The 20,815-nt window shown below is 54.3% G+C and carries 19 protein-coding genes; 13 read left to right on the forward strand and 6 right to left on the reverse strand.

Translation table 11 applies throughout. From position 1 onward, the window contains the following. The 3 genes from A3OI_RS0115015 to A3OI_RS0115025 all read left to right on the forward strand — a co-directional run. A partial coding sequence (locus A3OI_RS0115015; RefSeq protein ID WP_018405071.1) for an IS5/IS1182 family transposase occupies positions 1–298 on the forward strand: 298 nt, incomplete at its 5' end. A 1-nt stretch (position 299) separates the two neighbouring features. Continuing rightward, positions 300–533, forward strand: coding sequence for a hypothetical protein (locus A3OI_RS0115020; protein ID WP_018405072.1), 234 nt, complete (start codon positions 300–302; stop codon positions 531–533). Between the two features lie 296 nt (positions 534–829). Further along, positions 830–1,756: a CYTH domain-containing protein gene (locus A3OI_RS0115025; RefSeq protein ID WP_018405073.1), complete on the forward strand. Its 927-nt coding sequence runs from the start codon at positions 830–832 to the stop codon at positions 1,754–1,756. 26 nt (positions 1,757–1,782) lie between these two features. On the opposite strand, the gene A3OI_RS0115030 is transcribed toward A3OI_RS0115025, so the two are convergent. Continuing rightward, positions 1,783–2,427 carry a potassium channel family protein gene (locus tag A3OI_RS0115030; protein ID WP_018405074.1) on the reverse strand — a complete coding sequence of 215 codons (645 nt, stop codon included), beginning with the start codon at positions 2,425–2,427 and terminating at the stop codon, positions 1,783–1,785. A gap of 94 nt (positions 2,428–2,521) precedes the next feature. On the opposite strand from A3OI_RS0115030, the gene glnE reads away from it, so the two are divergent. Together glnE and A3OI_RS0115040 are read left to right on the forward strand one after the other, a co-directional pair. Beyond that, complete coding sequence (gene glnE, locus A3OI_RS0115035; protein WP_018405075.1) at positions 2,522–5,422, forward strand: bifunctional [glutamate--ammonia ligase]-adenylyl-L-tyrosine phosphorylase/[glutamate--ammonia-ligase] adenylyltransferase; 2,901 nt, start codon at positions 2,522–2,524, stop codon at positions 5,420–5,422. Between the two features lie 73 nt (positions 5,423–5,495). Continuing rightward, entirely contained in the window at positions 5,496–6,419 is a 924-nt protein-coding gene (locus tag A3OI_RS0115040; protein WP_018405076.1) for a branched-chain amino acid transaminase, read from the forward strand. Between the two features lie 11 nt (positions 6,420–6,430). On the opposite strand, the gene A3OI_RS0115045 is transcribed toward A3OI_RS0115040, so the two are convergent. Beyond that, a complete protein-coding gene (locus A3OI_RS0115045) occupies positions 6,431–7,276 on the reverse strand; it encodes a lysophospholipid acyltransferase family protein (RefSeq protein ID WP_040475121.1) in 846 nt (281 codons plus the stop codon). Positions 7,277–7,461: 185 nt separating this feature from the next. On the opposite strand from A3OI_RS0115045, the gene A3OI_RS0115050 reads away from it, so the two are divergent. From A3OI_RS0115050 to A3OI_RS0115075, 6 genes are read left to right on the forward strand one after another with little or no spacing between them, the layout of a single operon-like run. Continuing rightward, a complete protein-coding gene (locus A3OI_RS0115050; protein WP_228703000.1) occupies positions 7,462–8,358 on the forward strand; it encodes a mitochondrial fission ELM1 family protein in 897 nt (298 codons plus the stop codon). Then, positions 8,355–9,638, forward strand: coding sequence for a Vi polysaccharide biosynthesis UDP-N-acetylglucosamine C-6 dehydrogenase TviB (gene tviB / locus A3OI_RS0115055; protein WP_026224233.1), 1,284 nt, complete (start codon positions 8,355–8,357; stop codon positions 9,636–9,638). The genes A3OI_RS0115050 and tviB overlap by 4 nt, the downstream gene beginning before the upstream one ends. A gap of 19 nt (positions 9,639–9,657) precedes the next feature. Next, positions 9,658–10,758: a glycosyltransferase family 4 protein gene (locus A3OI_RS0115060; protein WP_018405080.1), complete on the forward strand. Its 1,101-nt coding sequence runs from the start codon at positions 9,658–9,660 to the stop codon at positions 10,756–10,758. Then, positions 10,755–11,567 (forward strand): polysaccharide deacetylase family protein, encoded by an 813-nt coding sequence (locus A3OI_RS0115065; protein ID WP_018405081.1) that lies wholly within the window; start codon positions 10,755–10,757, stop codon positions 11,565–11,567. Before A3OI_RS0115060 ends, A3OI_RS0115065 begins: the two co-directional genes overlap by 4 nt. A 21-nt stretch (positions 11,568–11,588) precedes the next feature. Next, entirely contained in the window at positions 11,589–12,599 is a 1,011-nt protein-coding gene (locus A3OI_RS0115070) for a glycosyltransferase (protein WP_018405082.1), read from the forward strand. Further along, a complete protein-coding gene (locus tag A3OI_RS0115075; protein WP_018405083.1) occupies positions 12,596–13,636 on the forward strand; it encodes an ELM1/GtrOC1 family putative glycosyltransferase in 1,041 nt (346 codons plus the stop codon). The genes A3OI_RS0115070 and A3OI_RS0115075 overlap by 4 nt, the downstream gene beginning before the upstream one ends. Here A3OI_RS0115075 and A3OI_RS0115080 read toward each other — a convergent pair. Together A3OI_RS0115080 and lpxL are read right to left on the reverse strand one after the other, a co-directional pair. Continuing rightward, entirely contained in the window at positions 13,621–15,876 is a 2,256-nt protein-coding gene (locus A3OI_RS0115080) for a glycosyltransferase (protein ID WP_018405084.1), read from the reverse strand. The two genes, A3OI_RS0115075 and A3OI_RS0115080, sit on opposite strands and share 16 nt — an antisense overlap. 104 nt (positions 15,877–15,980) lie before the next feature. Further along, entirely contained in the window at positions 15,981–16,940 is a 960-nt protein-coding gene (lpxL, locus tag A3OI_RS0115085; RefSeq protein WP_228703001.1) for an LpxL/LpxP family Kdo(2)-lipid IV(A) lauroyl/palmitoleoyl acyltransferase, read from the reverse strand. 101 nt (positions 16,941–17,041) lie between these two features. Here lpxL and waaA point away from each other — a divergent pair, with 101 nt between their 5' ends. Further along, the gene (waaA, locus tag A3OI_RS0115090; RefSeq protein ID WP_018405086.1) at positions 17,042–18,295 is read left to right on the forward strand and encodes a lipid IV(A) 3-deoxy-D-manno-octulosonic acid transferase; all 1,254 of its coding nucleotides are present in this window, start codon (positions 17,042–17,044) and stop codon (positions 18,293–18,295) included. A 220-nt stretch (positions 18,296–18,515) separates the two neighbouring features. Beyond that, positions 18,516–18,749 carry a glycosyltransferase gene (locus tag A3OI_RS24040; protein ID WP_018405087.1) on the forward strand — a complete coding sequence of 78 codons (234 nt, stop codon included), beginning with the start codon at positions 18,516–18,518 and terminating at the stop codon, positions 18,747–18,749. Between the two features lie 50 nt (positions 18,750–18,799). Here A3OI_RS24040 and A3OI_RS0115100 read toward each other — a convergent pair whose 3' ends face one another. Both A3OI_RS0115100 and A3OI_RS24335 read right to left on the reverse strand, forming a co-directional pair. After that, positions 18,800–20,221 (reverse strand): mannose-1-phosphate guanylyltransferase/mannose-6-phosphate isomerase, encoded by a 1,422-nt coding sequence (locus A3OI_RS0115100; protein WP_018405088.1) that lies wholly within the window; start codon positions 20,219–20,221, stop codon positions 18,800–18,802. Positions 20,222–20,689: 468 nt separating this feature from the next. Next, positions 20,690–20,815: a hypothetical protein gene (locus A3OI_RS24335; RefSeq protein WP_267283310.1), complete on the reverse strand. Its 126-nt coding sequence runs from the start codon at positions 20,813–20,815 to the stop codon at positions 20,690–20,692.

A 20,815-nucleotide genomic window follows, 5' to 3' on the forward strand; every position in this document is an offset into this window, starting at 1 on the left:
ACTCATCGAAAAAATTGACGCTGCGCAGGTGCTGATAGCGGATAAAGGCTACGACAGCCAGATAATACGTGACAAGGGAGAAGCCCTCGGAATGAGCGTTATTATTCCCAGAAAGAAAAATTCGATCAAGGGCAACAAGGGACTCGACTGGCATTTGTATAAGCTCAGACACCTGGTCGAGAATGCGTTTGCCAGACTCAAGCACTATCGTGCCGTTGCCACCCGATATGACAAGCTTGCTCGAAATTATGAGAGCATCGTGTCATTGGCTTGCGCATTTCTCTGGCTACCGATGTGAATTGTCAACAGCCCCTAGCGCCCAATCCGTCAACAACGAAAACACCTACGGCGTGCGTGCCAGCTACACTCTGGATAATCTGCGTGTAACTGGTCAGCTTCAGACCCGTAAGAACGTTGCTGACACCTACGGTTTGATGGGCGTTTACACCTTGGGCCAAAACCAGTTCGCACTGTCCTATGAAATGCGCGAAAAAGATGGCACAGGCAACCCAACTGGTGCCGCAGACTTCTGACGAGCGTACCGTTGCTGCCGTTGGCGCAACCTACTACTTCTAATTCAGCTAATTCGGTAGTATTAAAAACCGGTGATCTTCGGATCACCGGTTTTTTTGCATTTGCGTGAAGTTTGATCAGCGAGCGGGTAACGTATACGGCAACAGTGGAGGTGGTATGCGCTTTATGACTGGCGTGTCAACGGAACGCTGAACGGGCGCGACCTCAGCCGTTTGCGGGCTGACATGTAACCGGGGGCCACTGACAAGTATCTGCCAGTTTTGGCATGCATTCACCGAATGGGGCAAGCGCATTGATGGCACAAGAGCTGGAAATTAAACTGACCCTGCATCCGCAACAGATTCCGCTGGCAGTGGCTTGGCTGCTACAGCAGGCGGGCGCTAGCAAGGGCGCGTGCAAACGCCTGGTGAATACTTACTACGACACCCCCGGCAACGAACTGAACGGTCAACGCATCGCCCTGCGTTTACGGCAGGCTGGCGGCCGCATCATTCAAACCCTGAAAACCCAGGGCGAATTTGTCAACGGCGCCCACAAACGCAATGAATGGGAATGGGAAGTGCCCGGCCCTAACGTGCAGCTGGGCTTGCTGGCAGACACGCCGCTGGCGGACAACGTGAATCTGGCGAGGCTGGCACCGGTGTTCGAAACCAACTTCGAGCGCCAGGTGATTATGCTCGCAGGCGGCAGCTCGGTGATCGAAGTGGCGGTGGATATCGGCGAGATTATCGCCAACGGGCACAGCCGCGCGCTCTGCGAAGTTGAATTCGAACTAAAATCCGGCAATCCTGACAGCCTGTTGATCTGGGCGCAAAAGCTGGCGCAACAGTGCCCGGTGTTTTTAAATTTGGTGAGCAAAGCCGAGCAGGGTTATTTTCTGGCGGATGAATCAATGGCTACTGCACGTGTTATTGAGAGTGATGATGAGAGTGGCGGTGAGAATGCCGGCGAAAGTGCCGGTGAGGCAACAGCCTCTTTGAACAGGCTGCTTCAGTATTTGAGTCAAAGCTGGCTAAAACAGCAATCCGTAAACATGAAGAGCCTGAATCTTGGTGCACTGGCGCAACTTGCGGCGCGCAGCGACATGGATCAGCCCTGGTCAGAGCTTGTTGAGCAACTGCAAGGCGGCACAAAGGTCAGTGATCTGTTACAGCAGCCGTTGTTAGGCCAAATTCAGTTGGCCATGCTGCGGCAAATAGCAGACCAGCAGGGCGCCAATTAAGAACGGAATGGGAAGTCTTAGGTCGCTCAGGAATCGGTGCTGTCACTTTCCTGGCTGTTACGCCACTTTTCCAGAAACGTCCGGTAGCGCTCCAGGGCTTCTTTGACGACGTCCAAACCTGGAGTGTCACTGGAGCGTACCAGCACAATCAGGCCTTTGCCTTTGATCGGTTCTTTGATGGGTGGCTGGCAAATCACTTCGCCATCGTCTATGTAGGCCAGGGCGCTGCCGCCGTGCTGGGGTGTGTTGATGATAACGATGTGTTCTTTCATTTTGTAAACCCAAAGTCCGCGTAGAATACGTTCCCGGCGATAAAACCGGTATTCGATGAAGTCGCTGATAATCAGCGTGAGCACCGTAATGGCGCCTATAAACAGCACTACAATAGTGCTCAGTCGGCCCATCCAGGTTTGCGGCGCATAATCGCCGTAGCCCACGGTAGACACGGTGGTCATGGTAATCCAGACCGATTCGAACAGGGTCAGGTCTTCCACTGTCCAAATCACCAACACCTGGAAGATTAGCAGCCCAATCAACATCGAAAAAAGTGTTTTCATGCGCTTGCGGATCAACCCGCTCATAGGCAAGTGCGATTGAGAGTTGGATTGAGAGTTGGATTGAGAGTTGGATTGAGAGTGTTCGGCGTTCAGTGGGCGACGATTGCGTTGCATCCGGGCGCTGGTGTCCTGTGGGTCTGATTCGTTATACAGTACCTTTAATACGATACTAAACCAAAAATATAACAGAGAAACAGAGGTTTGCTTTATGTCTCAGCCTTGGAGCGCACTGCCGCAGGTTTTGGCTGCCGACGTTGCCGGGCGCTGGCCGGGTATTTTCGCAGACGGCGTGCCTTCCTGGCTCACAGAGTCTGGCGCCATTACCACCGAGTTACTGGCGGCTGCCATTGCCAGCAGTCCTTTTTTGGGCCAAACCCTGGAGCGGCAACCCGATGCGGTGCGTGAATTGCTGTCCTCGCGCTGCCTCAGCAAACCCACCACCATCGCCTATCTGCAACAGCGCTGGCAGGAATATCTGGCGCACATTAGTGACGAGCCGGGCCTGCATCAGGCTTTGCGATGTTTCCGCCGGGAAACCCAGTTTCGTATTATCTGGCGCGATCTTCTGCGCCAGGCCGACTTGGCCGAAACCATGGCCGCCACCAGCGGCTTCGCCGATATCTGCATCGATGGCGCACTAAGCTGGCTTTACGGCAGCGCTTGCGAGCAGTTTGGCACACCCTGGGGTATCAGCCCGGTCAGCGGCGAAGAGGCACCGCAAAAAATGGTGGTGCTGGGTATGGGCAAACTGGGCGGGCGCGAACTGAACGTGTCTTCCGATATAGACCTGATATTTGCCTTTCCCGGCAAGGGTGAAACCCGCGGCGGGCGGCGGGCGTTAGACAACCAGCAGTTTTTTGTTCGCCTTGGCCAGCGATTGATTCAGGCGTTAGACCAGATAACCGCTGACGGTTTTGTGTTCCGGGTAGACATGCGCCTGCGGCCCTATGGCCAGAGTGGCGCCCTGGCGCTGAGTTTCGCTGCGCTGGAAACCTACTATCAAGACCAGGGTCGCGACTGGGAGCGCTATGCCATGGTCAAGGTCCGGGTAGTAGCCGGGGACCAAGAAGCCGGTGTGGTGCTGATGGAAAGCTTGCGGCCGTTCGTGTATCGCCGCTACGTGGATTTCGGCGCTTTTGAATCCTTGCGCAGTATGAAAGCCATGATTGGCCGCGAAGTGCGCCGCAAAGGCCTGGAAAACAACATTAAGTTAGGCAGTGGTGGCATCCGCGAAATCGAGTTTGTGGTGCAAGCGTTTCAGCTGATTCGCGGTGGCCGGGACCGGGAACTGCAGCAGCGCGAATTACTGCGGGTGCTGAACGAATTTCTGGAGCTGGAACTGCTGCCGCCGCAGGTGATCAGCGAGCTGCGGGCGGCCTACGTATTCCTGCGCAATCTGGAGCACGCGCTACAGGGCATGGAAGACCAGCAAACCCAGCTACTGCCTGATACCGACCTGGCCTGTGCCCGAGTGGCGCATATTATGGGTTACAACAGCTGGCCGCTGTGCCAGCAGCAGCTGGACGAGCACCGGGCGCAAGTGGCAACGCACTTCAGTAACATCATTGCCAGTGATGGCGACGACAGTCCACAGAACAACCTTGATGATGGCTGGCAAGAGCTGTGGTTTTGCGAGATGGACGAGCCGACTGCTCTGGCATGGCTGGTTGAAAAGGGTTTTGAAGCGCCAGAAGAAACCCTTGCTGCGCTCACCAGCCTGCGCACCAGCCGCACCATCAAATCGCTGCAAACCCAGGGCCGACACCGCCTGCACCAGTTTATGCCCATGCTGCTGGCCACCCTGACCGAAGTCGAAAACCCGTCCCATACCTTCGGCCGGGTGCAGCCTTTAATAGAAGCCATACTGCGCCGCACCGCTTACATGGTGCTGTTACTGGAAAACCCAGGGGCCTGTTCCCAACTGGTGTCCCTGTGCAGTGAAAGCCCCTGGATAGCGCGCGAACTGGCTGACACACCGCTGCTACTGGACGAGCTTTTAAACGCTGAAAGCTTGTATTACCCACCCGCCAAAGCCGAACTGCAGGACGACTTGCACCAGCAGATGCTGCGCATTTCCTATGACGACCTGGAAGACCAGATGGAGTCTTTGCGGCATTTCCGCAAAGCCCACACCTTGCGGGTGGCGGCCGCTGAAATGAAAGGTACCCTGGCGCTGATGAACGTCAGCGATTATCTGACCTGGATTGCCGAAGTGGTGCTGGAACACGTGGTGGATGTCGCTTTTGCCAATCTGGTCAGCCGCCACGGCTATCCGCGGCGAGCCGATGGTTCGGTCTGCGATTCGGATTTTGCGGTGATTGGGTATGGCAAGCTAGGCGGTATCGAGCTGGGCTACAGTTCCGATCTGGATCTGGTGTTTGTTCACAGCGCCGACCCGTTGCAAAGCACCGATGGCGAAAAATCCATCGACAACGCGGTGTTCTACACCCGCCTGGGCCAGCGCATTGTGCATATTCTGAGCACCCAGACACCCTCCGGCCAGCTTTACGATGTAGACATGCGGCTGCGCCCGTCTGGCAGCTCGGGCCTGTTGGTAACCACTTTGCAGGCCTTTGAAAAATATCAGCACACCGACGCCTGGACCTGGGAACACCAAGCTCTGGCCCGCGCCCGCGGCATAGCCGGGTGCCCGCGCACTCTGGAAGGCTTTGAACAGATCCGCAAGAGTACCCTGTGCCAGCACCGCGACCGGCTAGCGCTGCGCAGCGAAGTAGTGGCCATGCGTGAAAAAATGCGCGCCAGCCTGGCCACCCCCGCCAGCCGCCGAGCCGAGATGTTCCACGCCAAACAGGACCCGGGTGGCATTGTGGATATCGAGTTTCTGGTGCAATACCTGATGCTGGCCTGGAGCGAGGAATACCCCACATTAATCCGCTGGCCAGACAACATTCGCCAAATGGAAGCATTAGGTCAGGCCGGCGTATTGCCCGCAAGCGACGTTAAAACACTGCGTGCGGCCTACATTGCGCTGCGATCCGCCATTCATCGCCGCACCCTGCAAGATTTGAACAGCCATTTGTCCGGCGATGCGTTCATTGCAGAGCGGGATTTTATCCGTTCCATCTGGCAACGAGTCATGATTGAATAACGGCTAAAACTTTTCCCGGTGATCCTGATAGAATACCGATCCCACAAGAACTGCTTTTCTGGAGCAACCTAGTATGTCGATGGCTGATCGTGATGGTGTTATTTGGCTGGATGGAGAAATGGTGCCCTGGCGTGAAGCCAAAGTGCATGTACTGACCCACACCCTGCATTATGGTTTGGGCTGTTTTGAAGGTGTGCGAGCTTACAACACCGCTGAAGGCGCCGCTATTTTCCGTATGAAAGATCACACCGACCGGCTATTCCGTTCAGCTCATATTCTGAATATGAAAATGCCGTTCAGCAAAGACGAAATCAACGCCGCCCAGCTGTCTGCGGTACGGGACAACAATCTGGACGAAGCCTACCTGCGCCCAATGGTATTTTATGGCTCCGAAGGCATGGGCCTGCGTGCCGACAACCTGAAGGTGCACGTAATGGTCGCGGCTTGGAATTGGCCATCGTATATGTCGCCAGAAGCCAAAGAGCTCGGCATTAAGGTGCGCACTTCGTCTTACACCCGCCACCATGTGAACATCACCATGTGTAAGGCCAAGGCTAACGGCAACTACATTAACTCCATGCTGGCGCTGCAAGAAGCCGTATCCAGCGGTTGTGAAGAAGCCCTGATGCTGGATAACGAAGGCTACGTGGCTGAAGGCTCTGGCGAGAACGTCTTTATTCTTCGCAACGGCGTGCTGCATACACCGGAACTGAGCTCCTGCCTGGAAGGCATCACCCGCCAGACCATTCTGGACTTCGCCAAAGAGCTGAACATTGAGGTGAAAGAGCGCCGCATCACCCGCGACGAAGTGTATGTCGCTGAAGAAGCCTTCTTTACCGGCACCGCCGCCGAAGTGCTGCCTATCCGTGAGCTGGACGGTCGCGCTATTGGTGAAGGTAAACGCGGGCCGGTCACCGAAAAACTGCAGTCTATGTACTTTGATGCGGTAAAGGGCAAGTCGCCTCAGCATCGGGATTGGTTGACGTTTGTGCGCTAACGCGTGCCCACTCAGTAAAGCGGCGTCGCTCCGGGCGCCGCTCTGCGAAAACGTTTGTATTCCCACTGATACTGGGCAGGGTTGTCGGCAATACATTTCTCTACCGAGAGATTAAGTGCCGCCACAGATTCGGCTATATCCCTGGACGCCATGCCCGGTTCGGCTTCCCGAATGACGATTTTAAAACCTGCTGCCGCTGGCAGGCGTTGGGCATAGGTTACAAGCGGCGTGGCGCCGGTTTTGTGTATGAGCTTGGAGGCTAGTGTCATTGTCATGGTGGGGATGCCAAAAAAAGGCGCTACCTCTCCGCTCTCTTTGGGCGGAACCTGGTCAGGCAGAATGCCAATAACGCCACCGTCTTTAAGGATGCTGAACAGGCGCACAATGCCCCGCCTGTCGGTAGCCACCAGTTCAGAACCATTTCGACTCCTTACGTTTTTTATGTATTTTTCTAGTCCGGCCTGATTGGGTGGGCTGTACAGTGCAGCCATCTTGTACTTTGAAGCAAAAAACAGCCCCGCTAATTCCCAGTTCCCCAGATGGGGCGCGAGCAACAATAAACCTTGCTTGCTGGCATGGTACTTGTTGAGCAGCTCTTCCCCTTCAATTTCCCGGATCAAATCGAGACATTTTTCAGTGCGCCATTCCCACATCAGTGGAATTTCCAGCGCTGTTGCACCGGTTTCACGGAGGCTGTGCCGGCCAAGGGCTTCCACTTGTTCCTCGTTAAGTTCGGGGTAACAGACACGAAGATTTTTTCTGGTCGTGTCGACAGCGCGGCCATTCAGTTTCCAAGCTATGCCGCCCAATAATCTGCCCAGACCCTGTGCATTCTTGAGGTCTAATAGGGATATCATCCAAAACAACAGTTTTATGAACTTGCCGGACACAGGGCACCCACTCAGGAATTAGCAAAGTGGGAAAATACCACTGGTACAAAAGGTAAACAAGTTCGGGGCTCATGATTGATTACGGCGGGCACCGGTATCATAAGCATGTATAAATGCTACCATAAAGGTCTTTACGCCCGCGTACCATTGAGGTGAGCGACGACTTGACACGTATCCTGATTATTAGCGACGGCAAGGCCGGACACTTGAACCAATCTCTCGGGCTCGCTGAAGCCTTGGCCAAGCAGCGTCCGGGGGTGGAAATCGAGCAAATGTTGCCGTTCTCGCGTTTGCAGGTGCTGTTCGGTTTACTTTTTGGGCGCTGTCAGTTTCTTGAAAACAAACCGGATCTGGTGATTGGTGCCGGGCACGGAACACATCTGACGCTGCTAACGCTGAAACGATGCTGGCACCTGCCGGTTATGTTGTTGATGAAGCCGTCCATTCCCATGCAATTCTTCGATCTCTGTCTGATTCCGGAACACGATCAACCACCGAAACGCGCCAATGTTATTGTGACTCGTGGTGCTCTGAACCGTGTCCGGCCTGCCACGAAGCAGGCGGGAACCGGTATCATTTTAATTGGGGGTCCGTCGAAAAATAGCGATTGGGATAAGGCGCGCTTGATACGGCAGTTGGAGGCGTTGGTCAGGAGTGACCCTCGTTCCTGGTTGATGACGACCTCAAGACGTACGCCGGCTTCAACCGTTGAAGCATTGGGGCACATTAACGGGATTGAGCTATTCCCGGTGGAAGAAACCGACGCGGGCTGGCTGCCTGAGATGCTGGCATCGGCGGAACATTGCTGGGTGACTGAAGACAGTGTGTCGATGATCTATGAAGCTTTGAGCGCAGGCTGTTCAGTAGGTGTGTTTGAAGTGCCGTGGCGCAGTGAAGGGCGATTACCTAAAGGGGTTAACAAACTGAAAAAGCAAGGTTTCCTGACGCCTTTTGAACGCTGGCCTGGCAAGCCGCTGCCTCCTCTGGATCACAGGTTCAACGAGGCTGAGCGGTGTGCAAAAAAGATAATTGAGAGAGGGTTGCTATGAGCTTACCGACATTAGAGACAACGAATATCGGAATCATCGGGTTGGGGTATGTTGGCTTACCCTTGGCAGTGGAGTTTGGTAAGCATTATCCGGTTGTCGGCTTTGATATCGACTTGGAGCGAATCGTAGAACTTGAAGCTGGGCACGATAGCACTCGGGAGGTTGAAGACGAGGCCCTGGCCGCGGCTAAGCAGCTGCATTTCAGTGCCGAGCCAGAAAGTCTGCGCAGTTGTAATATCTATATCGTGACAGTTCCAACCCCGATCAATGGCCAGAAACAGCCAGATTTGACCCCTCTGATCAAAGCCTCTGAAACGCTGGGTAGGTTGGTGAGCCGTGGGGATATTGTAATCTATGAGTCTACGGTATACCCGGGGGCCACAGAGGAAGATTGTATTCCTGTGATTGAGCGCGTTTCAGGGCTGAGGTTCAATCAGGATTTTTTCGCGGGTTACAGCCCCGAGCGGATTAACCCGGGGGACAAGGTGCACCGGCTTACGTCCATAAAGAAAATCACCTCCGGTTCAACGCCCGAGGTGGCGGACACCGTGGACGCACTGTACCGCACCATCATAACCGCGGGCACGCATAAAACGAGCAGTATCCGCGTAGCTGAAGCGGCGAAAGTGATCGAAAACACTCAGCGTGACCTCAATATCGCGCTTGTTAATGAGTTGGCTATTATATTCAACAGGCTCGGTGTTGATACGGAGGAAGTTCTTGAAGCTGCAGGTACGAAATGGAACTTCTTACCGTTTAGGCCCGGCCTTGTTGGCGGGCACTGCATCGGTATCGATCCTTATTATCTAACCTATAAGGCGCAGTCAGCTGGCTATATTCCCGATGTAATCCTGGCGGGGCGGCGAATCAACAGCAACATGGGGGCGTACGTTGCTGACGAAATGATCAAGGGCATGTTGCGCAAACGAATTCATGTTGTTGATAGCCGCATTCTGATTATGGGTCTGACGTTCAAGGAAAACTGTCCGGATCTGCGCAATACTCGTGTCATCGATATTATCCACGTACTGGAAGGCTACGGTGCTGAGGTAGATGTCTATGACCCCTGGGCCGATGCCTCTGAGGCGGAGGCCGAATACGGCATCCGGCCAGTGGCACAGCCTGTCGATGGTCAATATGACGCTATCATGCTGGCCGTTGCCCATCGGGAGTTCTATCAGCTGGGCGCCGGGGTTATACATCAGTGGGGTAAGCCGGAACACGTGCTTTACGACCTGAAATATGTATTGCCGGCGGATCAGGTTGATCTGCGTTTGTAACCGGTTCTAGCAGGTGTTTATGAAAGTTGTTCAGGTATTGCCCACTTTAAATGGTGGTGGTGTGGAGAAAGGCACCCTGGAAATTGCTAAGGGTCTGGTCGGTAGCGGTCATGAATCGATAGTGATCTCGGCCGGCGGCGGGATGACCGCGCAGCTGGAAGCGGAAGGCAGTCGTCATGCCACCTGGGACCTGGGTAAAAAATCACCGTTAACCTTTCGCCATGTGCGGGCGTTGCGGCGCTGGCTGCTACAGGAAAAACCGGACATTCTGCATCTGCGTTCCCGCATGCCGGCGTGGGTCTGCTGGCTTGCATGGAAGGGCCTGCACGAGAGCCAGCGCCCGCGTTTGGTGACGACAGTTCACGGGCTTTATTCTGTCAGCCGTTACAGCGCCATTATGTGTCGTGGCGAGCGCGTTATCGCGGTATCCAATACCGTCTGCGATTACATTCGTGAAAGCTATCCACACACCGATATGGATAAAGTCCGGATTGTTTACCGTGGTATCGACCCGGGTGAGTTTTCGCAAGGTTATCATCCCTCTGACGAGTGGCTGGGCCAATGGTATCTGCAGTATCCCCAACTAAAAGGGAAAAAAGTGCTAACCCTGCCCGGACGCCTGACCCGGTTGAAAGGCCATCACGATTTTATTGGTCTGATCAAGCAATTGCGGGATTCGGGCCAGCCGGTGCATGGACTGATCGTGGGCGGTGAGGATCCGAAGCGAAAGGCTTATGCCCAGGAGATCCGGAAGCGGATTGCCAAAGAAGGGCTTGGGGACAGCATATTGCTGACCGGCGCAAGACGTGATATTCGAGAGGTGTTCGCCGTTTCCGATCTGGTGCTTTCTTTGTCAACCAAGCCCGAGTCTTTCGGTCGGACTGTAGTGGAAGCCTTGAGCATGGGCGTGCCGGTCATTGGCTATGACCATGGCGGTGTAGGGGAAGTCCTCGGCCAGTTGTATCCGCAGGGCCGCGTGCCTTTGGCGAATTCTGATGCTCTTTACGGGGCGGTAATCAAGAACTTAAACACAGTACAGTCACAACCACGAAATGATCGTTTCTTGCTGAGTGAGATGGTCCGGCAGACTCTGGACTGTTACCTGGAGCTGGCGCAATGATTTGGGGCGCGATTCTTCTGCTGGCTTTGCTGGGGCTGCTGGTATTAAGCAAGCGGTACGCTTGGTGGCGCCCCGCTGTCGGGCAAGAGCATCCGCGTATCCTGATGTTCCACATGGTCAGTGAGCATCAACCGGGGGCGAAGTTCAACAAACTGCGGGTGAAGCCAGAGGCCTTTGACTGGCAGATGCGCTGGCTCAAGGAAAATGGTTGGTACTTTGCGTTGATGTCAGAGTTGGCGGAGCCGGAAAAGCTGCCGCAAAAAACGGTATTTTTGACTTTTGATGATGGCTTCGCCGACAACTACCATCAGGCTCATCAGGTATTGCAAAAGGTGGGCGCCAGAGCAACGCTTTATTTGGTAGTGGACCGTTTCGATCGTGACTGGTCCACAGCCAAGAAAGCACACCATAACAGTGGCGAATTGATGCGCGAGCCCAAACTGAGCGATGAACAGGTCACCGAGATGTTGGCCAGTGGCTGTTGGGAACTGGGTGGCCACACACTGACTCATGCCAATCTGGCGCGCCTGGATGAGGCGCAAAAGCTGACTGAGATCAAAGGCTGCCGAGAACAGCTCGCAGCCCGGTTTGGTGTTTTCGTGTCCAGCTTTGCCTATCCATTCGGCATCTATGACAGGGCCGATGTCGCGTTAGCCGAAGAGGTCGGATTTGTGAGCGCAGTAACAACGGTTGAAGGCATAGAAATTGATTGTCCCTCGAACCGTTTTCAGCTTCGCCGTATCAAAATTTCAGGTAAGGACAACCGGCTGGCATTCCGTCTGCGAATGCGCACCGGCAGAAGAGGTTAAGGCATGAAGGTATGTCAGATAATGGCCGGAAATGAAGAGGGCGGCTTGGAAAATCATTTTGTTGAATTGTGCAATGGCCTGGCTGGCAAAGTTGACAAAGTGGTGGTGATCGCCCATGAGAAGTACCGTGAACGCTTTTGCCCTGAGGTGCGGTTTTTACCCTTGGACTTGAGCGGAGGGCGCCGCAATCCCTGGTTGTTGTTTCGCCTGGCATTACTCATCCGTCAGGAAGCACCGGATATCGTCCATGCACAAGCCAGTAAGGCGGTCGACATGCTGGCTCGTATCCGCGCATTCGTTCCCGGTTACCGGATAGGAACCCTGCATAATCGTAAAAAGAAATTGGGGATGTATGCCGGGATGCAAACGGTGATTGGAGTTAGTCAAGGTGTGGTCGATGGGCTTGAACACCCTGATATTCGGGTGGTTTATAATGGCATCCAGCCCTATACCGATGTGCAGTACGATAAAAGTCGTTTGGCCGCTGAATATCAGTTCGATCCGACGTTACCGATTGCAATAGCGGTGGGGCGTTTAGTTTTTGCCAAAGGCTTCCGGGAGCTGATTCGTGCCTGGCCGGCAGGTAAAGGGCAGTTGCTGATCGTTGGAGATGGCCCGGAGCGTGAGCCGTTGGCTTCGCTGATAGCCAACCTGAATCTGGAGCAGCAGGTGATTCTTGCAGGCTATCGTTCCGATGCCAGGGGGTTGATGACCGGTGCAGATCTCCTGCTGGTATCCTCAAATCGCGAAGGCTTCAACTATACCGTGGCCGAAGCGTTGGCTTGTGGTTTGCCGGTGTTATCAACTCAAGTGCCAGTGGCGCAGGAAATTCTTCCCGAATCTTACTTGGTGCCGGTCAATGACCTGCAAGCACTCAATGCGGCCTTGTGTCGGGTTTTAAGCAACCTGGACGTGGCTCGAACTGAACAGCAGTCGGTGTTTTCCTGGGCGCGCAAGACTTTTTCCATCGACCACATGATCCTGCAGACCATAGCGCTGTACCGGGAGAAGTTGCAGCAGGTGGCGCAATGAACAACCCATCCGGCAAACTGCGAATTTTATTGCTGAGTGATGGCTTGCCTGGGCATCTCAGCCAGTCCCAGGGGCTTGCAAGGTGGTTAGGCGATCGTTATTTAACGGAGTCTGATGAAATGACCGTTGGCTTGAAGGTTAAGCCGCTTGCAAGGCTTATCCTGCCTTACATGACGCGATTCCGCTGTTTAGCGCCGCTGGTGTTGAGGTTTTATAGTGGTGTCCCGGATGATATTCAGGGTGTTGATCTAATCCTGTCTGCAGGTGGCACTACCTCCTTTTTGAATGTGGCCCTGGCGCAACACGGGCAAATTCCGAATGTGTTTCTGGGGTCCAAGCGCCGTCTGCGATCAGACGATTTTTCAGCCCACCTGACCCTGGAGCCGACTGGCGAGCCGCACAATATTGTTATGATCCTGCCGCCAACGCTCACGGATCCGGAACAGTTGCAGGAAAAAGGCCGTGAACTGCGATTATCTCTTGGGCTTTCGGATAACGAAATGCTGAACCTGATGGCGATAGGCGGTGACGGCGCGGGGTACCAGTATGACAGCCAGGCGGTACAGCAGTTGGTCCAGCTAATGATAGAAGAGTACCAGCGCACCGGCCGGCGCTGGCTTTTGACGACTTCGAGGCGGACGGGAGCGAGACTTGAACAGGAGCTTAAGCAAGCCATGCCGGCGGAATTGTTAGCAGATAGTGTATGGTGGTCGGAGAATCCGCGTAAGGTGATGGCGGCCTATATGGGGGCTGCTGACCAGATCTTCATTACTGCAGACAGCATGTCGATGATTGCCGAAGCAATTTCCAGTGGCAAGCCAACAACCGTGCTGTGGCCTGAAAAGAGTAGGCCGGACTCGCGCTATAAGGCCGCTCTGGAGCGCTACGAAAAACACGGTCTGTGTCAGCTCGCCAGACTTGATGAACCGGTCACGTGCACGCTCGATGGCTCGGCAGCGGTTTCCCGGGCGCGTGAGGCTTTATTGGACCAGTTGGAGCAATATCATGACCTGTCAGCTTTTCAGCGTTTGAGCTGATGAATTCCCTCTTCGAGAGCCTGTAAAAAGCACGCTTTTGCCTGGGCAGGAGTGTAACGCTCGCGATATCGCTGCTGCGCCCTATATGCCATGGCAAGTCGCTGCTCCGGATTTTTAATCAACACAGTCAGCGCATCAGCAAATGCCCGGGCATCGCGCCTGGGTACTATCATTCCAAGCTCACCGTGCTCCAGCAGCTCGGCCGTTCCGGGGTCGTCAGTTCCTATCACCGCACAGCCTGCTGCAAAGGCTTCGATTGGGCTGATCGGAAAGCCTTCTCCCAGGGTTGGAAAGCAGAAGATATGCGACTTGGCGAGAAATTCCACCGGATCCTGAACCTGACCGACAAATTCTACCTGCTTCGCAAGTCCGAGCCTGTCACGGAGTTTCTGGAATTCTTCCAGATCTCCGGACCCGGCAATGGAACAGGTGAAATCGATACCTTGTTGCTTCAGTTGAACCAATGCGTTAAGCAATACATCAACGCCTTTGGTGGCCGTCAGGCGACCCATGAAACTGAGTTGCACAGGCATTTCCATGGCTTGGGGTGGGTGGATGCAATGCTTTCTTGGGCAATTGAACACCCGGAAGTGGCGCCCTTTGAGCGTCCGCTCTCGGATCAGTTTTTCAATATGGTTCGATATATTGAAAAAGATATCCGCACCAATGGATCTTTTGACATTATTCGAGTGATTAACGGCGATCAGGGGAGTGTGGAGTGGCTTCGCACGCTTGAATAAACAGGTTGAGCGACCGCCATGACTGATAACGGCATCAGGCTTGATCTGTCGCAGAAGGTGCCAGAGCTTGACGGTGGCAACGGGGTCATAAAAGCCAAAGTTGCTCATGCGAATAACCTTGCAGCCAATTGCTTTCAGTTCGGTTGTGGGCTCATCTGTTTTTGTGCCAATAATAACGGTTACTTCATGGCCTGCCTCGCGCAGCCACCGGCTGTAATCAATCAGAACCTGCCAGCGGCCACCGCGCGCACTGCCGAATACTGTGTTGATAATATGCATTCTATTTCTGTTCTCTTTGTCTAATGGGAGTTTCACGCAGCTTCTTGACCCAAGCGACAATCCGAAACAAACAGAAAATAAGCCCACTGTATGGTACGACATCAGATTCATATCACTCATGCCCTTAATGCTGAGGTACGTCAGCGTTGCCAAGGCAAAAGCCGTTGCCGGGTTTTTGACAGCAGCACTGAAATTAATTTTCAGCAGTGCGTTAATTATCCAAGCTGTCAAAAGCACGCTCCCTATGATCCCGAACGAAAATAGCGCCTCCAGGTATAGGTTGTGCGGATAAAGAAATTGGTAGCCATCAACGGCAGCCATTTCTACATATTTATACGTTGCAGCTCCCCAGCCGGTAAAAAGCTGTTGCTGGCAGGTTTCAAGCAATTGAGCGTAAATCTGCGAGCGTATTTGAAGCGTGCGCACTTGTAAGCCTGTGAGGCTGGAAAACTGTTCAGGAAACACATAGAAAACCTGGAGCAACAGTACCGGTAAGAGCGCGAGGGTCAACAAACCATAGCGTAGGGCTTTCTTCTGGCAGCTTAACCCCGCCAAAAGCAGGCATGTGCATGCCAGCGCCAGTAGTGACCCTTCGGATTGTACGAGAACGCTTATAAGCAGGAGCGGTAGTAAGGAGCACAAGCCGGTAAGCCGGCTTGAAGTGCGGCGATGTTGCCATGTGACGATACCAGCCAGAAGCAGGCTGATAAAAAGAAAATTGTCGAGATTGTGAATGTTGCCAACATGCGTTGACGACCATGCGTTGATGGACTGGTAGGGAGCCGACCAGTCAACAACCCAAACAAGAAGGCTCAATGCAACTACTGAGCTGATCATGCCGAAGAACAGAGCCACCCGTTCAAATCGGTGGGGGGTGAAGGTGTCGGCCGCCAGTAACGCCACCGGTAGAATCCATAATCCTTTGAATACGTTGAAGGCCCCTGTCGATGCCTTGGCCGGTAACGGTGAAAACACAGCACTAGCAACGAGCAAGGCTATAATCGCTGCCAGAATTTTCAGATGAGAACGGACAAATGTGAAAAACGAGTGGTGAGTTATAGACAGTAACAGCAATAATACGCTTATTGCTGTGGTGTGGCTGACCATGTTGACCGGTGTGGCGATCATGAGGTAAGTCAGCCCGGCAACAAATAGATAGTTGATCAGCTCCTGCCGGTTCCACAGGGTAAAACTCTCAGCCAGTAAACGTTTTACATGCATGGTTGGTAATCCAGTTGCTGTCGTTATGATGTGAGTACGATGCCTGTTGCATCAAAATGTGTTTGCAACTATCACTTCACTGGGTAGTCATTATTCGGGAGTGTTTAGTTTTTTTTACTTTTTTTTCTGTAAAACCCCGGGTCTTTCTCATCTGGCCGAGTCTTGAACCGCCGATGCATCCACAGATACTGGTCGGGCGCCTTGCGAATCTCCTGCTCTATAAAGGCGTTGATGCGGGTGGCATCCTCCAGGTCGTCGCCACCGGGGAAGTTTTCCAATGGAGCGTGGAAGTAGATGTCGTAGCCGGGTTTGTCTGCATGGCGGAAATGGCTGAAGGGCATGACCGTACAGCCGCTGCGCTCGGCGATTCGGGACGTTGCTGTTATGGTGCCTGCCGGAATCCCGAAAAAGGGTGCGAAGACGATGTCCTTGCGGCCATAGTCCTGATCGGTGGCGTACCACACGGCCCGGTTCTGTTTCAGGCTGCGCAATAGTCCACGGAGATCTTTGGCACTCAAAACCTTGCCATACCGGCGCTCCCTGCAACGGGTCATGACGGCATTCATCAGCGGGTTGTTGTGGTCGCGCTGCATGACATTCGATTTGATATACTCTGTCGAGAGCGAACCGCCCATTTCCAGCGTGCTGAAATGCGCACCCACGAGCAGAATGCCGCGACCGGCTTCCAGTGCTTTTTCAAAATGCTCTTGGCCATGAATGCGCGTAATCTTTTTCAGTTTTGCGGTGTTCCGGAACCAGCCAATTCCGATTTCGATCAGGCCGATGCCATTGGCAATAAAGCTGTTGCGAACGAGTGCCCCCTGTTGTTGTTCGTTCAATTCGGGGAAGCACAGTTGAATGTTCGTCTCGGTAATGCGGCGCCTGGACTTGGCAAATGTCCATGCCAGCAGCCCCGCCATCCGGCCCAGCCACCATTGGCTGCGCAAGGGCAGCTGGGCGACCAGCCACATGGCAGCAATGCCCAGCCAGGTTGTCCACCACCTGGGGTGGATGTAGGCGGAATAATTGGTATTTCTGGGAAGCTTGCGGTACTTATTGTTCAAAATCGCTGATCCTACATCGACAAACGGTCTGTTCGAGGGCAAGATGCCCGGCAAAAGAATGACATCACTATGATAACGCATCGTTTTGCCGGGAGTCCCGCGTGTTGCCGTTCATTTATTCCCAACTTATCAGAATCGCCCTGCCGTTTATCCTGATCCGGCTATGGTGGCGCGGCAGGAATGCCCCCGCCCGCCGCAAAAACTGGCTGCATCGTCTTGGTATTGTGCCGAAAATGTTCGGGCCCGTCATATGGGTGCATTCAGTGTCTGTGGGTGAAACCATTGCTACTGCGCCCATGGTTAGACGGTTGCTGGCACAGAATCCTGATGTTGCCATTCTGATGACCGCGATGACCGACACCGGTCTGGCCCAGGCCCGGAAGATGTTTGGTGACAGGGTAGCCTATGCTTACGCCCCATACGACACACCGGGCGCAATTCGCCGTTTTCTTGACCGTGTCAATCCTCGGATTCTGGTCATCCTCGAAACTGAAATCTGGCCCAATATGATTGGCTTGTGCCGCAAGCGCAATGTTCCGGTGTTTCTGATTAATGCCCGGTTGTCCGAGCGTTCCGCCCTTGGATACGAGCGGGTGAGAAATCTGGTGGCTCCGGTTATGCAGAGCATCACCTGGGTGGCGGCGCAAGCCGAGCCGGATGCTGAAAGGTTCCGGCGTATTGGTGTGGCGGCAGCGCACGTTGAGGTTACCGGGAGCGTGAAATTTGATGTCGATATTCCGGAGGGTGTTCGTGACGCCGCTACCCGCTTGCGAGAGCAGTTTGGGCACCGGCCGGTCTGGATTGCGGGCAGCACGCACGATGGTGAGGATGTGCAGCTTCTGGAAGCCCAGCGTGGCGTGCTGGCACGCCACCCGTCGGCGTTATTAATTCTTGTGCCCCGCCATCCGGAACGCTTCGATGCGGTCGCTGAAATGGCCGCGGGTAAGGGCTTTGCGGTGGTTCGCCGTTCATCTGGCCAGCCTTCGAAAACCGCCCAGGTTTATGTTGGCGACACCATGGGCGAGCTGATGATGCTCTACGGCGCCAGCGATATGGCTTTCGTGGGTGGTTCACTGACTGAGCATGGCGGGCACAATCCTCTGGAGCCGGCGGCGTGGGCCATTCCGGTGTTTTCAGGCTCCCACGTGTTTAATTTCGAGACGATTTACGAGCGGCTGGAAAGTGATCGCGGCGCTCAGAGGGTGCAGGGCAGTCAGGAACTGGCGCAAGCGGTCAGCCACCTGATGTCGAATTCAACAGAGCGGCTGGCCTTTGGCCAGCGGGCGCTGGCAGTGGTCAACAAGAACCGTGGGGCGCTGGACAAGGTGGTGGAAGGGATTATCGAGAGGTTGTGATTTCGGGCGCCAACGGCAAGCGCTCGGAATCGTAATGCGTTTCCCGATTGACTGTATCGGGTCTGCCAGCATTGTTTTCTCATTGGCCAAAGCATAGGGGGACATTCAGTGTTAAACCAATCACGCCCTGAGTGGTGGTACCGGTGCTTTGGGTGATAGCCGTGTACCTTAATGCCTTCGCTTTCAAAGCGGGCGCGGTATTCGGCGCCTGGTAGGACAGGTGGGGTGCTTACTGGAACACAAAGGTTATCAGGTGGCCATCGCAGCGGCCCAACAACTGGCTGCGAACTACCCGGATGTTATGTTTGTGTTTTTGGGTGAAGGGCCAGATGAAAACTGGCTAAAGCAGCAAGCTGGCAAGATTGATGTCAGTTACTTGGCGGGCTTTCGTGGGCAGCCGCCAGAGAATGCTTCCCACAAAACCACCAAGCCGTTGCGCCGCGCTCAGGCTTAACCAGCTAACCACGCGCAGTAAGGTAGCAATCGTATAATATTCCAGCTTTTTCATGTGCGACCGTATTTGTCCTCGTAACGAACAATGTCGTCTTCCCCAAGGTAAGAGCCAGACTGCACTTCAATCAGCTCCAGGTTTATCACGCCCGGATTTTCCAGCGAATGAACCTGCCCCACAGGAATGTAGGTAGACTGGTTTTCTGTGACCAGATAGGTTTTTTCGCCGTTGGTGACTTTGGCGGTGCCGCTGACCACAACCCAGTGTTCGGCGCGATGGTGATGCATCTGCACCGACAGCTTGGCCCCAGGCTTCACGGTAATCCGTTTAACCTGATAACGCTCACCGTTGTCGATGGAGTCGTACAGGCCCCAAGGCCGGTAAACTTCTCGATGGTTCAGGTGCTCGTGGCGTCCGTTTGCTTGCAGCTGCGCCACCAGTTTTTTTACATCCTGCACTTTGTCTTTATGCGCCACCAGTACGGCGTCTTTGGTTTCTATGATCACCAGATCGTCAACGCCAAGTGTCGCCAGTAAGCGGCTGTCGGCGCGCACCAGGGTATTATGGGTGTCCAAAGTCATCACGTCGCCACTGGTGCTGTTACCGTGGGAATCTTTCGGGCTGACTTCCCACAGCGCAGACCAGGAACCGATATCGCTCCAGCCAGCGTCCAGTGCGACAACTGCCGCAGCGTCAGTTTTTTCCATTACCGCGTAGTCTACCGATTCATTCGCGCACTCCGCGAAACGGGCCTCGTCGATACGGGTAAAATCAAAATCCTGGCTTACGTTTTCCATGGCTGCCTCGCAGGCGGCCAGAATATCCGGGCGGTGCTTTCCCAGCTCTTCCAGGTAGCGGCCGGCGCGGAACATGAACATGCCGCTGTTCCAGAGGTAGTTGCCAGATTCCAGGTAGGATTTTGCGGTTTCTACATCGGGCTTTTCAACAAAGGCTTTAACTGTATGGCCGCACTCGTTAATGGGGTCGCCGTGGCAGATATAACCGTAGCCGGTTTCCGGGTGCGTTGGCGTAATACCAAACGTAACCAGTTTGTCGGCTTGTGCCAGGGTGCCGGCCTGTTGAACACACCTTTGAAAGGCCGTCACATTTTGAATAAGATGGTCTGCTGCAAGAACCAGCATTACCGGGTCTTCTTCGCCCTGCTGGCGGGCCTTTTGCAATTGCAGTGCGGCGAGCGCGATGGCCGGCGCCGTGTTGCGGCCGCAGGGCTCGAGTATAATATGAGCACCCTGAAAGCCCGCCTGGCGCATTTGCTCAGCGGCAATGAAACGGTGCTCTTCGTTACAGATGATCAGCGGCGGCTGCACCGGCAGGCCATTGAGCCTGACGACGGTGGATTGCAGCATCGACCACTTCGGGTCTGTCAGTTTCAAAAATTGCTTGGGATTCAGCTGGCGCGAAAGTGGCCACAGCCGTGAGCCAGTACCACCGGCCAACATTACCGGATAAATCATGAGGCTACTCCGGGCTTGATTGAGCGCAAAAGCGCCATGATGAACAAGTGACTGCTCGGTATAATGTTACCACACAGAGGTGGCCGCATTGCGTATGCCCAAGCCTCTGAGGTGACTATTCTGTTTTCTGGAAGGCCTCCCAAAAGATTTTTCGCCCCTGAGCTTCCCACTGAATTCTCTGATCAAAGCGCTTGCTCTTGCGGCGGATATAATGGTTTTGCCAGCGCGTCACACGCGCCATCTGGTTTTGTACCTGAGGCGCACCCAAGCTGTCTACCAAAAACAGCTCTGCTGTTCCTGATCTGTCTGAAAGCATCAGGTTATGGGGCAGCAAGTTACGGGTGAGAATGCCGTGGGTTCTCAGCCACAGGGTTTAGCGATCGACAGCAGCTTTGAGCATCGGTGTGTAGCCGTCTTTCTTCAGCAGCTCTTCAAGCGAGGGGGCGATTTTGCCATCGGCGCACCTAATCAGTTTACTGGCAGTCGCTGGCCCCATTGATGTTGCGACGCTGCCGCTAGCTGTCTGGCGAATTCGACGGTGCCCCGCTCTACACCACCACTGTGCAGCGCTGGCAGCGCCTGAAGCATTTTCAT

The organism is Marinobacter gelidimuriae, from assembly GCF_000372805.1.
GTDB lineage: Bacteria > Pseudomonadota > Gammaproteobacteria > Pseudomonadales > Oleiphilaceae > Marinobacter > Marinobacter gelidimuriae.